Here is a 13,506-nt window from a genome sequence, read left to right on the forward strand (position 1 = left end):
CGCAGGGCCGGGGACCGCACGCCTCGAACGATCACATGGACGCGGGCCTGCCGAAGAGCTCCCGCAGTACGTCCTCCATCGTCACCAGGCCCGTCATGGCGCCGTCCGTCCCGAGTACCGCCGCCAGGTGCGTACGGCTGCGCCGCATGGCCGTCAGCACGTCGTCCAGCGGGGTCTCCGCCCGCACCTGGGCGATCGGCCGCAGCGCCGTCACCGGGAAGGGCTCGTCCCGCTCCTCGTCGTCCGCGTCCAGGGCGTCCTTCACGTGCAGGTAGCCCAGGATCTTGTGCTGCGCGTCGACCACCGGGAACCGGGAGTACCCGGACTCGGCCGACAGCAGCTCCAGCCCGGCCGGAGTGATCCCCTCCCGGGCCGGCACCACCTGGTCCTCGGGCAGCACCACATCGGTCACGGGCCGCCGGCCCAGTTCCAGCGCGTCGTGCAGGCGCTCGCTCGCCCGGTCGTCGAGGAGCCCCGCGTCACTGGAGTCCTTGACCATCCGCGCCAGCTCGTCGTCGGAGAAGGTCGCCGCGACCTCGTCCTTGACCTCCACGCGCAGCAGCCGCAGCAGGGTGTTGGCGAAGGCGTTGATCGTGAAGATCACCGGTCGCAGTACCTGTGTGAGGGTCACCAGCGGCGGCCCCAGCAGCAGGGCGGTGCGCACGGGCTCCGACAGCGCCACGTTCTTCGGCAGCATCTCGCCGAAGAGCATGTGCAGGTACGTGGCCAGGGTCAGCGCCACCACGAAGGAGATCGCGTGGGAGACGCCCGCCGGTACCCCGACCAGGTCGAACAGCGGGGTCAGCAGATGGGCGATGGCCGGCTCGGCCACCACGCCCAGCACCAGGGTGCACAGCGTGATGCCCAGCTGTGCCGCGGCCATCAGCGCAGACACGTGCTCCAGCCCCCACAGGACGGCGCGGGCCCGCCGGTCGCCCTGCTCGGCGTACGGTTCGATCTGGCTGCGCCGGACCGAGATCAGCGCGAACTCCGCGCCGACGAAGAAGGCGTTGACGACCAGGGTCGCCAGGCCGATCAGCAGCTGGATGACGGTCATCGGGCCTCCTCCGTTCCCGTGGTGGGCTCGATCGGCGCGTGCAGCAGCACCCGCGCGGCCCGGCGCCCGCCGGCGTCCACCACGTCGAGCTGCCAGCCGTTCAGTTCCATGCGGTCGCCGACCGCCGGAATCCGGCCGAGCACGGTCGCTATCAGGCCGGCCAGGGTCTCGTACGGACCGTCCGGCACGTGCAGGCCGATGCGCCGGAGCTGGTCGGTGCGTGCCGCGCCGTCGGCGGAGTAGAGCAGGCGCCCGGAGTCGTCCGTACCGGCCGGGGCCAGGTCCGGGGTCTCGTGCGGGTCGTGCTCGTCGCGGACCTCGCCGACGACCTCCTCGACGATGTCCTCCAGCGTGGCCACCCCGGCCGTGCCGCCGTACTCGTCGATGACCACGGCCATCGTCTGCTTGCCGGACAGCCGGTCCAGCAGCCGGTCCACGGTCAGCGACTCCGGTACGAGGAGGGGCTCGCGCAGCAGCTGCGAAACGGGACGGCGGCGGCGCTCCGCGGCCGGCAGGGCCAGGACGTCCTTGATGTGGACGATGCCGACGACCGTGTCGAGGCTGCCCCGGTAGACCGGGAAGCGGGACAGGCCGGTGGCCAGCGTCGCGTTGGCCACGTCCTCCGCAGTGGTCTGCACGTCGAGGGCGGTCACCTGCACGCGCGGGGTCATCACGTTCTCCGCGGTCAGGTCGGCGAGGTTCAGGGTCCGGACGAACAGCTCGGCCGTGTCCTTCTCCAGGGCGCCTTCCTTCGCGGAGTGACGTGCGAGGGCGACCAGCTCCTGCGGGGTGCGCGCGGAGGCCAGCTCCTCGGCCGGCTCCATTCCGAAGCGCCGCACCAGATGGTTCGCGGTGGTGTTGAGGTGGCTGATCAGGGGCCTGAAGGCCCGGCTGAAGACCCGCTGCGTGGTCGCCACCCGCTTGGCGATCGCCAGGGGGGAGGAGATCGCCCAGTTCTTGGGCACCAGCTCGCCGACGACCATCAGGACGACGGTCGAGATCGCGGTGCCGAGGATCAGGGCGGTGGAGGAAGCGGCGCCGGCCGACAGGCCCATGGCCTCGAAGGGGCCCTGGAGCAGGGCGGAGATCGACGGCTTGGAGATCATGCCGATGACCAGGCCGGTGACGGTGATGCCGAGCTGGGCGCCGGAGAGCTGGAACGTCAGGGTGCGGACGGCGGCCAGGGCGCTGTCGGCCCCGCGCTCGCCGCGCTCGACGGCCCGTTCGAGCTCGCTGCGCTCGACGGTCGTGAGCGAGAACTCGGCCGCGACGAAGACTCCGCAGGCAAGGCAGAGCAGCAGTGCCACGATGAGCAGGAGCACCTCGGTCATCGGTCGATCACCTCCGTCCCATGATCGGCCAGGAGGAGGGGTACCGCGCGATGTCGCGAACGCGTATGTCGTGGACTGGGAGGCTCGCCCATGGGCGGACGCTCACACCTTTCACTCAAGAGGGACCTTTCACCACATGGTAAAGGAAGAGCAAAGGGAACGGATCATTCTTTTGGCGGAGCGCGGCCGGATGGTGGGATTCGGCCATGACTGATCTTCATATCGGCTCCGCGTCGGCCGCCGACCTGGGTGCGGTCCTGGCCTTCTGGAAGACCGCCGCGGAGGGAACGAGTATCAGCGACGATCTGGCCGGGGTCGAGCGGCTGCACGACCGCGACCCCGGGGCGCTGCTGCTCGCGCGCCGCGACGGGGAACTCGTCGGCACGGTGATCGCCGGGTTCGACGGGTGGCGCTGTCACCTCTACCGGCTCGCCGTGCACCCCGGGCACCGGAGGCAGGGCATCGGGGCCGCCCTGCTGGCTGCCGCCGAGGAGCGGTTCGTGGCGCTCGGGGGGCGGCGCGGGGACGCGATGGTGCTCGATCGCAACGAGCGGGCGCACCGGGTGTGGGGCGCGGTGGGCTACCGGCCCCAGGAGCAGTGGACGCGCTGGGTCAAGCCGCTCGGCTAGGTGCGGGTGCGGGTGCGGGTGCGGGTGCGGGTGCGGGTGCCCGTGCATGGGCCGGTGGGTGCGGCCGCCCGTGGTCGGGCGGCCGCACCTCAAGGATTCGGGGCTCCGCCCCGGACCCCGCGCCTCAAACGCCGGCGGGGCTGGGGTTGGCGCCGGCGGGGGTGGGGTTGGCGGGGGTGGCAGGGGTGAAGGGCGGTGGGGTCCAGGTGGACAGGAAGGAATCCGCCGACCAGGTGCCCGACAGCGACGGGGCCAGCCAGGACGGGGCCGACGCGCGGAACCGGTCCGGCGCGAGGGTCCCCGAGCCCTCCGGGACCGCGCCCAACAGCGGCAGGCCCGAGGATTTCGTGAGGTCCGCCAGGTTGCAGCGCGCCGCGAGGTCCGGGCTCTGCGGCCAGCTCCCGACCACCACACCCAGCGCGGTCAGTTCCCGGGCTCGCAGGGCCTCCGCCGTGAGGGTGGTGGAGTTGAGCGTGCCCAGACCCGCCTGGGCGACGATCAGCGTCGGCGCGCCGAGCAGGCGTGCCGCGTCGGCCAGCGTGTTGCCCGACTCGTCGAAGCGGACGAGCAGCCCGCCCGCACCCTCCACCAGGACCAGGTCGTGGTCCAGCGACAGCCGCTGCGCGGCCTCCGCGATCTGTGCCGGGGACAGCGTCGCCAGCCCCGAGCGGCGGGCCGCCGTGTCCGGGGCCAAGGGCTCCGGGTAGCGGACCAGTTCCACCGCCGTGACGGAGGGACCGGCCAGCCGGACCGCCTCCGCCGCGTCCCCCGGCTCCTGCGGGCCGACACCCGTCTGCGCCGGCTTGAGCACCGCCACCGATCGGCCGGCGGCCACCGCGGCGGCCGCGACCGCCGAGGTGACCACCGTCTTGCCGATCTCGGTACCCGTCCCGGACACCATCAGTACGGACATCTCAGCCTTCCTGCGCCGCCGCGCACACCGCACGGCAGATACGGTCCACATCCTCGTCACCGGTCACGAAGGGCGGCATCACGTAGATCAGGTCCCGGAACGGGCGCACCCACACGCCCTCCCGCACCGCCGCCCGGGTGGCCGCCACCACGTCGATCTCGTGGTCGAGCTGCACCACGCCGATGGCGCCCAGGACGCGTACGTCCTTCACCCCGGGGACGTCGGCCGCGGCCGACAGGCCCTCGCGCAGCCCCGCCTCGATCCGCTTGACGTCGGTCGCCCAGTCCTGGCCGAGCAACAGCTCGACGGAGGCCAGGGCCACGGCCGTGGCCAGCGGGTTGCCCATGAAGGTCGGCCCGTGCGCCAGCACCGGGACCTCGCCCTGGGAGATGCCGCTCGCCACCCGCTCCGTGCACAGGGTCGCCGCCAGCGTGAGGTAACCCCCGGTCAGCGACTTGCCCAGGCACATCACATCCGGGGTGATCCCCGCGTGGTCGGCCGCGAAGAGAGCGCCCGTACGGCCGAAGCCCGTGGCGATCTCGTCCAGGATCAGCAGGACCCCGTACTCGTCGCACAGCTCGCGCAGCACCCGCAGGTAGCCGGGGTGGTGGAAGCGCATGCCGCCCGCGCCCTGCACCACCGGCTCCACGATGACCGCGGCCAGCTCGTCCGCGTGCGCGGAGATCGTGGCGCGCAGGTGGTCGGCGTACGCCGGGTCCACGGGCGTGTCGAAACCGGCGGGCGGTGCGTCCGCGAAGACCTGCCGCGGCAGGTGACCCTGCCACAGCTCGTGCATCCCGCCGTCGGGGTCGCAGACCGCCATCGGCTGCCAGGTGTCACCGTGGTAGCCGCCGCGCCAGGTCAGCAGCCGGGTCTTGCCCGTGTGCCCCAGCGAACGCCAGTACTGCAGGCACATCTTGACAGCGACCTCGACGGACACCGAACCGGAGTCGGAGAGGAAGACGTGCTCCAGCCCCGGCGGGGTGATCTCGACGAGCTTCGCGGCGAGCCGGACGGCGGGCTCATGGGTGAGCCCGCCGAACATCACGTGCGACATCAGACCCAGCTGCGCGGTGGCGGCCTCGTTGAGCACCGGGTGGTTGTAGCCGTGGATCGCCGACCACCAGGAGGACATGCCGTCGACCAGCTCTTCGTGACCGTGTCCCTGGGACGGGTCGGCGAGCCGCAGCCGCACCCCCGAGGCGGAGGCGATGATCAGCGGCTCCTGCCGCCCGGGCATCGGGCCGTACGGGTGCCAGACGTGCTGCCGGTCCAGTGCGAGCAGTTCCGCACCGGCGGCCAGCGGTCCACGCTGATCAGGCATTGGGGGCGACGTCCGTCCCCGCACCGCGTCGGCGGACAGCCACCAGCTCCGGGCGGACCTCGCCGGCCTCGGCCTGGACCGGGGCGGGCGTCCGCTCCGCCGGCGCGTGGCCGGAGCAACCGCCGCACGCGGAGCCGCAACCCGCGGCTTCGCCCTCGGCGGGCGCGCCCGAACCGCACAGCGAGGCGCCGCCGTTCGAACCGCAGCCCCCGCCGGTGGCGGCGGCCAGGGCGTCGGAGCGGTGCGCGGGAAGGGTCGACGTACCGGCGCCCTCCACCTCGAAACCGGCGTCCGCGATCATGTCGAGGTCGGCCTGACCGGCCTGGCCCTCACTGGTCAGGTAGTCGCCGAGGAAGATCGAGTTGACGATGTGCAGGGCCAGCGGCTGCATCGAGCGCAGGTGCACCTCGCGCCCGCCGGCGAGGCGGACCTCGACGTCGGGGCAGACGAAGCGCGCCATCGCCAGGATGCGCAGGCAGCGCTGCGGGGTGAGGTTCCACTCCTTGGCCAGCGGGGTGCCCTCGAACGGGATCAGGAAGTTGACCGGCACCGAGTCGGCGTCGAGCTCGCGCAGCGAGAAGACGACGTCGACCAGGTCCTCGTCGCTCTCGCCCATGCCCGCGATCAGACCCGAGCACGCGGACAGACCGGCGCCGTGCGCCTTCTGCACGGTGTCGACGCGGTCCGCGTAGGTGTGGGTCTTGGTGATCTGCCCGTACGTCGCCTCGGAGGTGTTGAGGTTGTGGTTGTAGGCGTCCGCGCCCGCGTCCCGCAGCCGCTCCGCCTGACCGTCCGAGAGCAGGCCGAGGCACGCGCAGACCTCGACGCCCTCGTTCTGCTCCTTGATCGCCGCGATCGTCTTGCCGACGCGGTCCACGTCCCGGTCCGTCGGCCCGCGGCCGCTCGCGACCAGGCAGACCCGCTTCGCGCCGCCCGCGACACCGGCGGCGGCGGCCTGGGAGGCCTCTTCGGGCTTCAGCCACGTGTACTTGAGGATGCCGGCCGTCGACCCCAGGCGCTGGGAACAGTAGGAGCAGTCCTCCGGGCACAGGCCCGACTTCAGGTTGACCAGGTAGTTCAGCTTGACCCGACGTCCGAACCACTGGCGGCGCACCTTGCCGGCCGCGGCCACCACGTCGAGCAGTTCGTCGTCAGAAGTCGCCAGTACGGCGAGCGCTTCTTCGCGGGTCGGCAGCTCTCGCCGCAGCCCCTTGTCCACCAGGGTGTTCAGCAGGTCCATGAACCCGATCCTGGACCACACCCCCGCTCCCGGCCAAGGAGAGATCGCACAACATGGCCGGATGGGTGTGTGTGTATCACCACACCTGGCGCAGCGGTCACGCGAGCTAGGGTCGGGGCAGGTCTGTGGACTGCCGACAAAACACGAGGACGTGCCGATGCCCGAGCTCACTCCCGAACCGTTGGACGTCTTCGCGTGGATCGACGACGCGGAGCGCGCGCGGGAGGAGGCCGGCCTCGTCCGCACGTTGCGCCCCCGGCCGCAGGCGTCGCCCCTGCTGGACCTCGCGAGCAACGACTACCTGGGCCTGTCCCGACACCCCGAGACCGTCCGGGGAGCGCAGGAGGCGGCCGCGCGCTGGGGCGCCGGAGCCACCGGTTCGCGGCTGGTCACGGGTACGACCGAGCTCCACACCGAGCTGGAGCGGGAGCTCGCCGCCTTCTGCGGCTTCGAGGCCGCGCTCGTCCTGTCCTCCGGCTACGCGGCCAACCTCGCCGCCGTCACCGCGCTCAGCGGCCGGGGCACGCTGGTCGTGTCCGACGCCGGCAACCATGCCTCCATCGTCGACGGCTGCCGGCTCTCGCGCGCCGAGACGGCCGTGGTCCCGCACGCCGACCCGGACACCGCACGCAAGACGCTCGCCGCGCACGAGGGCCGCGCGCTGCTGGTCAGCGACTCGGTGTTCTCCGTGGACGGGGACGCCGCCCCGCTGGCCGCGTACGCCGCCGCCTGCCGGGACGAGGGCGCAGCCCTGGTCGTCGACGACGCCCACGGGCTGGGCGTGCTGGGCGAGGGCGGCCGCGGCACGTTGCACGAGGCCGGGCTCGCAGGCGCGCCGTACGTGGTCGCCACCCTGACCCTCTCGAAGTCCCTGGGCAGCCAGGGCGGAGCCGTGCTCGGCCCGGCCAAGGTGATCAGGCACCTGGTCAACACCGCGCGCACCTTCATCTTCGACACCGGACTGGCCCCGGCGGCCGCCGGGGCGGCGCTGGCGAGCCTGCGCCTGCTCCAGCGGGAACCGGAGCGCGCGGACCGCGCCCGCGAGGTGGCCGCCCAGTTGTACGGGCGACTCACCGCGTCCGGCCTGACCGCGGCCCGGCCGGACGCGGCCGTGGTGTCGGTACGGGCCCCGTCGGCGTCGGCGGCACTGCGCTGGGCCGCCGACTGCCGCGAGGCAGGTCTGTCCGTGGGGTGTTTCCGTCCGCCCTCGGTGCCGGACGGCATCTCCCGGCTGCGGTTGACCGCCCGGGCCGATCTCACGGGGGACGAGATCGATCGGGCGGTCGCGACGATCCTGGCGACCGCACCCGCAGGAGCCACGGACGGTCAGGGCCGGTAGGGCACATCGGCCGGGGTCCGGGGATTCCCGGGCCTGGGTCTTCCCGGGGCCGGGGTGTTCCCGAGCGGTTCCGGGCGGGGCTTACGCGTGCGCGTCAGCCCCTACCGAGGCGAGGAAGCCGGTCCAGGCGGGCCCGGTGAAGAGCACGGCCGGGCCGTCCGTCCGCTTGGAGTCACGGACGGCCAGCAGACCGCCGTCCAGGACGGCCGCTTCCACGCAGTTGTTCATTCCGGTGCTACGGCTGCTCCGCCGCCACCGCGCGCTGATCAGAAGTCCGCTGCTGGATAAGGGGGTTGCGGACACGGGGGTGCCTCCTTACGCGTCGTCAGCGAGTGAGCTGATGAGATCCGACGAGTCCTGGGGCGGGAGGGCGTGCGCCTGGATGGTGCGGAACGCGGCGCCGTACGCCTCAAGGTCTTCCTTCCGCTCCAGATAGAGGCTACTCGTCAAATGGTCGAGTACCACCACATCCAGATCGGCGATGTCCGGAAATGAAAAAATAACGAACGGCCCGGTCAGGCCGAGATGCCCTCCGACGCTGAACGGGAGTACTTGGAGGCGCACTTGAGGCAGCTTCGACACCTCTGCCAGGTGCCGCAGTTGCTCGGCCATCACCCCGGGTCCGCCGATCTGCCGGCGCAGCACCGCCTCGTCCAGTACGGCGCTCAGCTCCAGCGGGGGATCGGCCCGCAGCACCGACTGCCGGGCCAGCCGTACGTCGACCAGCGCGTCCACCTTCGGTTCCGGCAGCCCGCCCAGCGCGGCCCGGGTCACGGCCCGCGCATATCCGGGGGTCTGCAGCAGCCCGGGCACCACGGACAGCTCCACGGTGCGGGCGGACCTGGCCCCCGCCTCCAGGCTGATGAAGTCCCGGTACTCCTGCGGCAACAGCCCCCGGTAGTCGTGCCACCACTGGCGGCCGCGCCCGGTGTCGCCCGCCGGACCGGGGCCGGCGGCCGAGGCCGACAGGGCCTCCAGCAGTGCGCGCTGCTCCGGGCTCACGATCTCCCCGTAGGCGTCGAGGAGGAGCCGGATGTCCTCCGGTTTCACGCCGCTGCGGCCCGTCTCGATGCGGCTGATTTTCGACTGGTGCCATCCCATGATCCGGGCCGCCTCACCACTGGTGAGTCCGGACCGGTCGCGCAGGGCACGCAGTTCCTCGCCGAGCTTGCGTCGGCGCACCGCGGGACCGTGCTGCACACCCGCCTCCTTCCACCGGCACAGCTCGCACCAGTTTGCCGTTCAAATAAGCTCTTCCGTAGCAGAGTTCACCGCATCGAGCGACAGATATATGCATATCTTGGGGGAAAGGCAGATGTGACGGCACGATCGGTGGCACTCTGGCGTCCAGCACAGATCCGGGGCTTTTCGTCCCGGTGGGAAAGGGACCGTCGCCATGGCAGATCACCAGGAAGCATCCGTCACTCTGCCGAGCGATCCCGCCTCGGTCGCCACTGCCCGACGCTACGTCGCGGAGGTGCTGAGCGAGTGGGGACTCCCCGATGACGCCGACATCGCCGACAGTGTCCGGCTGATCGTCTCGGAGCTCGCCACCAACGCCGTGCAGCACACTTTCGGCCAGTCGCCCACCTTCACGGTCGACGTCCGGCTGGAGCGCCAGGAGTGGTTGCGCGTCGGGGTGACCGACAGCCACCCGCGCTGGCCCAAGCGGCTCCCGGCCGCCGTCCAGCAGGACAACGGCCGGGGCATGGTCATCATCCGCTGGCTGACGGCGGAGGCGGGCGGTCGGCTCTCGGTCACCCCGACCGAGGACGGGGGCAAGACGGTGTGGATCGCGCTGCCCTGGAGCGTCGGGGCCCCGGCGCGGAGCGCCACCGGCTACTGACCTGCAGGTCTCCGACGAGGACCGGGAGCCGGAATCGGACCGGGACCCGGACCGCGACCCGGACCCGGACCCCTACCCCGGTCAGGCGGGGCCGCGTTCGCCCGCGCTGCGCTCGATGCACAGCTCGTTGCCCTCGGGGTCGGCGAGCACGACCCAGCCGGCGACGCCGTCCGCGGCGCGGCGGTCGTCCACGAGCTTCGCGCCGAGCCCGATCAGGCGCTCGACGGTCTCGTCCCGGGTGCCGGTCGGCGGCTGGATGTCCAAGTGGACCCGGTTCTTGACCGACTTGCCGTCCGGGACCCGGATGAACAGCAGCCCCGGAACGCCGGGCTGCCCGGGTTCCAGCATGACCTCGTCGTCCCCCTCCACGTCGTCGGGATGCATCGTGAAGCCGGTCACCGCGGACCAGAACTCGGCGACCCGGTAGGGGTCGAGGGCGTCGAAGGTGATGTGCCGGACGGGGTTGATGAACATCTGTCTCCTCGATGGGGGATCGGTGCGCGGGGCCGTATACGGAATCGGGGCTTTGGGGTACCGGAGTTGAACCGGGTACCTGCCCGAAACGTGGGTTAACCCAGCCGAAAAGCGCAGCGCTTAGCGTGGCGGCCACGTTCGACCGCCAATGATCACCCATGATCCGGTAAAGCGGCGGTGGTCGGGGTGGAAAGCCTTTCCCTGCGTTGGGCAAGAGACGCTTGGTTCGGATATGCGCAGGTCAACGAAGTGTTGAAGACCGGTAGGGTCGCCCCGCTCTTTGTTGATCTTGTCCCGGAAGCTTGGTGATACGAGTGCAACTGACACCGCACGAGCAGGAGAGACTGCTCATCCATGTGGCCGCCGACGTGGCCGAGAAGCGGAGGGCGCGCGGGGTCCGCCTCAACCATCCCGAGGCGATCGCGCTGATCACGTCGCACCTTCTGGAAGGGGCCCGCGACGGCCGGACCGTGGCCGAGCTGATGGCCTCGGGCCGCACCGTCCTGACCCGCGAGGAGGTCATGGAGGGGATCCCGGAGATGATCCACGACGTCCAGGTGGAAGCGACCTTCCCGGACGGCACCAAACTCGTCACGGTCCACGACCCGATCGTCTGAAACGGAGTACCCCCGCATGATCCCCGGCGAAATCGCCTACGGGGACGGCCCGGTACCCCTCAACGAGGGCCGTCCCGTCACCCGTCTCACCGTGCTCAACGCGGCCGACCGGCCGGTCCAGGTCGGATCCCACTACCACTTCGCCGAGGCCAACCCCGGCCTCGACTTCGACCGCACCGCCGCCCGCGGGCTCCGGCTCAACGTCGCCGCCGGGACGGCCGTCCGCTTCGAACCGGGCATCCCGGTCGCGGTGGAACTCGTACCGCTGGCGGGCCTGCGCACCGTACCCGGGCTGCGCGGCGAGACCGGAGGGCCGCTCGATGGCTGAGCTCTCCCGCCAGGTGTACGCCGACCTCTTCGGGCCGACCGCAGGTGACCGGATCCGGCTCGCCGACACCGACCTCTTCGTCGAGATCGAGCAGGACCTCAGCGGCGGCCCCGGGCGGGCCGGCGACGAGGCCGTCTTCGGCGGCGGCAAGGTGATCCGCGAATCCATGGGGCAGGCCCGCACCACCCGGGCCGAGGGCGCTCCCGACACCGTGATCACCGGGGTCGTCGTCCTCGACCACTGGGGCATCGTCAAGGCCGACCTCGGCATCCGCGACGGCCGGATCTGCGGCATCGGCAAGGCCGGCAACCCCGACACCATGGACGGGGTCGACCCCGCACTGGTCATCGGCCCCGAGACCGAGGTCATCGCCGGCAACGGGAAGATCGTCACCGCCGGTGCCATCGACGCCCACGTGCACTTCATCTCCCCGACGGTCATCGAGGAGGCGCTCGCCTCCGGGACCACCACTCTCGTCGGCGGCGGGACCGGACCGGCCGAAGGGAGCAAGGCCACCACCGTCACCCCCGGGCCCTGGCACCTGGCCCGGATGTTCGCGGCCCTGGAGGCCTATCCGGTCAACATCGGCCTGCTCGGCAAGGGCAACACGATGTCCCGCGAGGGGATGCACTCCCAACTGCGCGGCGGCGCCCTCGGATTCAAGATCCACGAGGACTGGGGGGCCACCCCCGCCGTCATCGACGCCTGCCTCTCGGTGTGCGAGGAGACCGGCGCCCAGGTCGCCATCCACACCGACACGCTCAACGAAGCCGGTTTCGTCGCCGACACCCTCGCCGCCATCGCCGGACGGACCATCCACTCGTACCACACCGAGGGCGCCGGCGGCGGGCACGCACCCGACATCATCACCGTGGTCTCCGAGCCGAACGTCCTGCCCAGCTCCACCAACCCCACCCGGCCGCACACGGTCAACACCGTCGAGGAACACCTCGACATGCTGATGGTCTGCCACCACCTCAACCCGGCCGTCCCCGAGGACCTCGCCTTCGCCGAATCGCGGATCCGGCCCTCGACCATAGCGGCCGAGGACGTCCTCCACGACCTCGGAGCCATCTCCATCATCTCCTCCGACTCCCAGGCCATGGGCCGGGTCGGCGAGGTCGTGCTGCGCACCTGGCAGACCGCCCACGTGATGAAGAAGCGGCGCGGCTTCCTCCCCGGCGACGGACCCGCCGACAACCACCGGGCCCGCCGTTACGTCGCCAAGTACACGATCAACCCCGCAGTGGCCCAGGGACTCGCCCGCGAGATCGGCTCGGTCGAGATCGGCAAACTCGCGGACCTGGTGCTGTGGAACCCGGCCTTCTTCGGGGTCAAGCCCGAACTCGTCATCAAGGGCGGCCAGATCGCCTACGCGCAGATGGGCGACGCCAACGCCTCCATCCCCACCCCGCAGCCCGTCCTGCCCCGGCCCATGTTCGGCAGCCACGGTCGCGCGCCCGCCCTCAACTCCCTGAACTTCACCGCCCAGGCCGCGCTCGACGACGGACTGCCCGAACGGCTCCAGCTGGGCAAGCAGTTCGTGGCCATCGAGGGCACCCGCAAGCTGAGCAAGGCCGACATGCGCAACAACGACGCCATGCCGAGGGTCGAGGTCGACGCCGACACCTTCACGGTCTCCATCGACGGGGAAGCCGTGGAACCGGCACCCGCGGCGGAACTGCCCATGGCCCAGCGCTACTTCCTGTTCTGAGAAGAGGTCCTTGCCGATGAGCCGCGCCGCGCTGCTCGTCCTCGCCGACGGCCGCTTCCCCGCCGGGGGGCACGCCCACTCCGGCGGGGCCGAGGCCGCCTGCAAGGCGGGCCGGATCCATGACGCCACCACACTGGAGGACTTCTGCCGGGGCCGGCTGCACACCGCCGGCCTCACCGCCGCCGCGCTCGCTGCGGCCGCCGCCCTCGGGCTCGACCCGGCCGTGCTCGACGCCGCCGCCGACGCCCGCACCCCGTCGCCGGCGCTGCGCACCGCGGCCCGGCGGCTCGGGCGGCAGCTGCTGCGCGCCGCCCGGGCCACCTGGCCCGCCGCCGAACTGGAGTCCCTGGCAGCGGCGTTCCCGCGCGGGGCCCACCAGCCCGTGGTGCTCGGCATCACCGCCCGGGCGGCCGGGCTCGGGCCCGGGGACGCCGCGCACGTGGCGGCGTACGAGAGCGTCGGCGGACCCGCCACCGCGACCGTACGGCTGCTGGGCCTGGACCCCTTCGAGGCGAGCGGGGTGCTGGCCCGGCTCGCCCCCGAACTCGACGCCGTCGCGGCCCGGGCGGAGCGGGCCGCGCTGCGAGCCCGCTCCCAGGGCCCGGACGCGCTGCCCGCGGCCTCCTCGCCGCTGCTGGACATCTCGGCGGAGGTCCATGCCGACTGGCCGGTTCGCCTCTTCGCTTCCTGACCC

General features: G+C 72.0%; 15 protein-coding genes. 7 read left to right on the plus strand and 8 right to left on the minus strand.

Annotation, left to right across the window (positions count from 1 at the left end):
* Positions 1 to 31: 31 nt before the first annotated feature.
* Positions 32 to 1,057: a hemolysin family protein gene (locus OG386_RS35830; protein WP_328791528.1), complete on the minus strand. Its 1,026-nt coding sequence runs from the start codon at positions 1,055 to 1,057 to the stop codon at positions 32 to 34.
* The gene (locus OG386_RS35835; protein ID WP_328791529.1) at positions 1,054 to 2,388 is read right to left on the minus strand and encodes a hemolysin family protein; all 1,335 of its coding nucleotides are present in this window, start codon (positions 2,386 to 2,388) and stop codon (positions 1,054 to 1,056) included. Before OG386_RS35835 ends, OG386_RS35830 begins: the two co-directional genes overlap by 4 nt.
* Before the next feature lie 206 nt (positions 2,389 to 2,594).
* Here OG386_RS35835 and OG386_RS35840 point away from each other — a divergent pair, with 206 nt between their 5' ends.
* Positions 2,595 to 3,017, plus strand: a complete 423-nt coding sequence (locus tag OG386_RS35840) for a GNAT family N-acetyltransferase (protein ID WP_328791531.1) — start codon at positions 2,595 to 2,597, stop codon at positions 3,015 to 3,017.
* A gap of 124 nt (positions 3,018 to 3,141) precedes the next feature.
* Here the strand turns inward: OG386_RS35840 and bioD are convergent, their stop codons facing one another.
* From bioD to bioB, 3 genes are read right to left on the minus strand one after another with little or no spacing between them, the layout of a single operon-like run.
* Positions 3,142 to 3,930 (minus strand): dethiobiotin synthase, encoded by a 789-nt coding sequence (bioD, locus tag OG386_RS35845; protein WP_328791532.1) that lies wholly within the window; start codon positions 3,928 to 3,930, stop codon positions 3,142 to 3,144.
* 1 nt (position 3,931) lies between these two features.
* Entirely contained in the window at positions 3,932 to 5,254 is a 1,323-nt protein-coding gene (locus tag OG386_RS35850) for an adenosylmethionine--8-amino-7-oxononanoate transaminase (RefSeq protein ID WP_328791534.1), read from the minus strand.
* Positions 5,247 to 6,494 (minus strand): biotin synthase BioB, encoded by a 1,248-nt coding sequence (gene bioB / locus OG386_RS35855; RefSeq protein ID WP_327386591.1) that lies wholly within the window; start codon positions 6,492 to 6,494, stop codon positions 5,247 to 5,249. Before bioB ends, OG386_RS35850 begins: the two co-directional genes overlap by 8 nt.
* A 157-nt stretch (positions 6,495 to 6,651) precedes the next feature.
* Between bioB and OG386_RS35860 the strand changes: the two genes are divergently transcribed.
* Complete coding sequence (locus tag OG386_RS35860; protein ID WP_328791535.1) at positions 6,652 to 7,833, plus strand: 8-amino-7-oxononanoate synthase; 1,182 nt, start codon at positions 6,652 to 6,654, stop codon at positions 7,831 to 7,833.
* Between the two features lie 81 nt (positions 7,834 to 7,914).
* On the opposite strand, the gene OG386_RS35865 is transcribed toward OG386_RS35860, so the two are convergent.
* Positions 7,915 to 8,136, minus strand: coding sequence for a DUF397 domain-containing protein (locus OG386_RS35865; RefSeq protein WP_327386593.1), 222 nt, complete (start codon positions 8,134 to 8,136; stop codon positions 7,915 to 7,917).
* A 12-nt stretch (positions 8,137 to 8,148) separates the two neighbouring features.
* On the minus strand, positions 8,149 to 9,033 hold the full coding sequence (locus OG386_RS35870) for a helix-turn-helix domain-containing protein (RefSeq protein ID WP_030011134.1): 885 nt from the start codon (positions 9,031 to 9,033) through the stop codon (positions 8,149 to 8,151).
* A 196-nt stretch (positions 9,034 to 9,229) separates the two neighbouring features.
* Between OG386_RS35870 and OG386_RS35875 the strand changes: the two genes are divergently transcribed.
* Positions 9,230 to 9,679: an ATP-binding protein gene (locus OG386_RS35875; protein WP_327386595.1), complete on the plus strand. Its 450-nt coding sequence runs from the start codon at positions 9,230 to 9,232 to the stop codon at positions 9,677 to 9,679.
* Positions 9,680 to 9,760: 81 nt separating this feature from the next.
* On the opposite strand, the gene OG386_RS35880 is transcribed toward OG386_RS35875, so the two are convergent.
* Positions 9,761 to 10,153: a VOC family protein gene (locus OG386_RS35880; RefSeq protein ID WP_328791538.1), complete on the minus strand. Its 393-nt coding sequence runs from the start codon at positions 10,151 to 10,153 to the stop codon at positions 9,761 to 9,763.
* Between the two features lie 314 nt (positions 10,154 to 10,467).
* On the opposite strand from OG386_RS35880, the gene OG386_RS35885 reads away from it, so the two are divergent.
* Genes OG386_RS35885 through OG386_RS35900 form a run of 4 tightly spaced genes read left to right on the plus strand, consistent with a single transcriptional unit; the run spans position 10,468 to position 13,503 of the window.
* Positions 10,468 to 10,770, plus strand: coding sequence for an urease subunit gamma (locus OG386_RS35885; protein WP_030011137.1), 303 nt, complete (start codon positions 10,468 to 10,470; stop codon positions 10,768 to 10,770).
* Positions 10,771 to 10,786: 16 nt separating this feature from the next.
* A complete protein-coding gene (locus OG386_RS35890; protein WP_266599086.1) occupies positions 10,787 to 11,098 on the plus strand; it encodes an urease subunit beta in 312 nt (103 codons plus the stop codon).
* The gene (locus tag OG386_RS35895) at positions 11,091 to 12,812 is read left to right on the plus strand and encodes an urease subunit alpha (RefSeq protein ID WP_328791539.1); all 1,722 of its coding nucleotides are present in this window, start codon (positions 11,091 to 11,093) and stop codon (positions 12,810 to 12,812) included. The genes OG386_RS35890 and OG386_RS35895 overlap by 8 nt, the downstream gene beginning before the upstream one ends.
* A gap of 16 nt (positions 12,813 to 12,828) precedes the next feature.
* Positions 12,829 to 13,503 (plus strand): urease accessory protein UreF, encoded by a 675-nt coding sequence (locus OG386_RS35900; RefSeq protein ID WP_328791540.1) that lies wholly within the window; start codon positions 12,829 to 12,831, stop codon positions 13,501 to 13,503.
* Positions 13,504 to 13,506 lie beyond the last annotated feature (3 nt).

Origin of the sequence: Streptomyces sp. NBC_00273 (assembly GCF_036178145.1) — a bacterium.
In the GTDB taxonomy this organism is placed as follows: Bacteria; Actinomycetota; Actinomycetes; order Streptomycetales; family Streptomycetaceae; genus Streptomyces.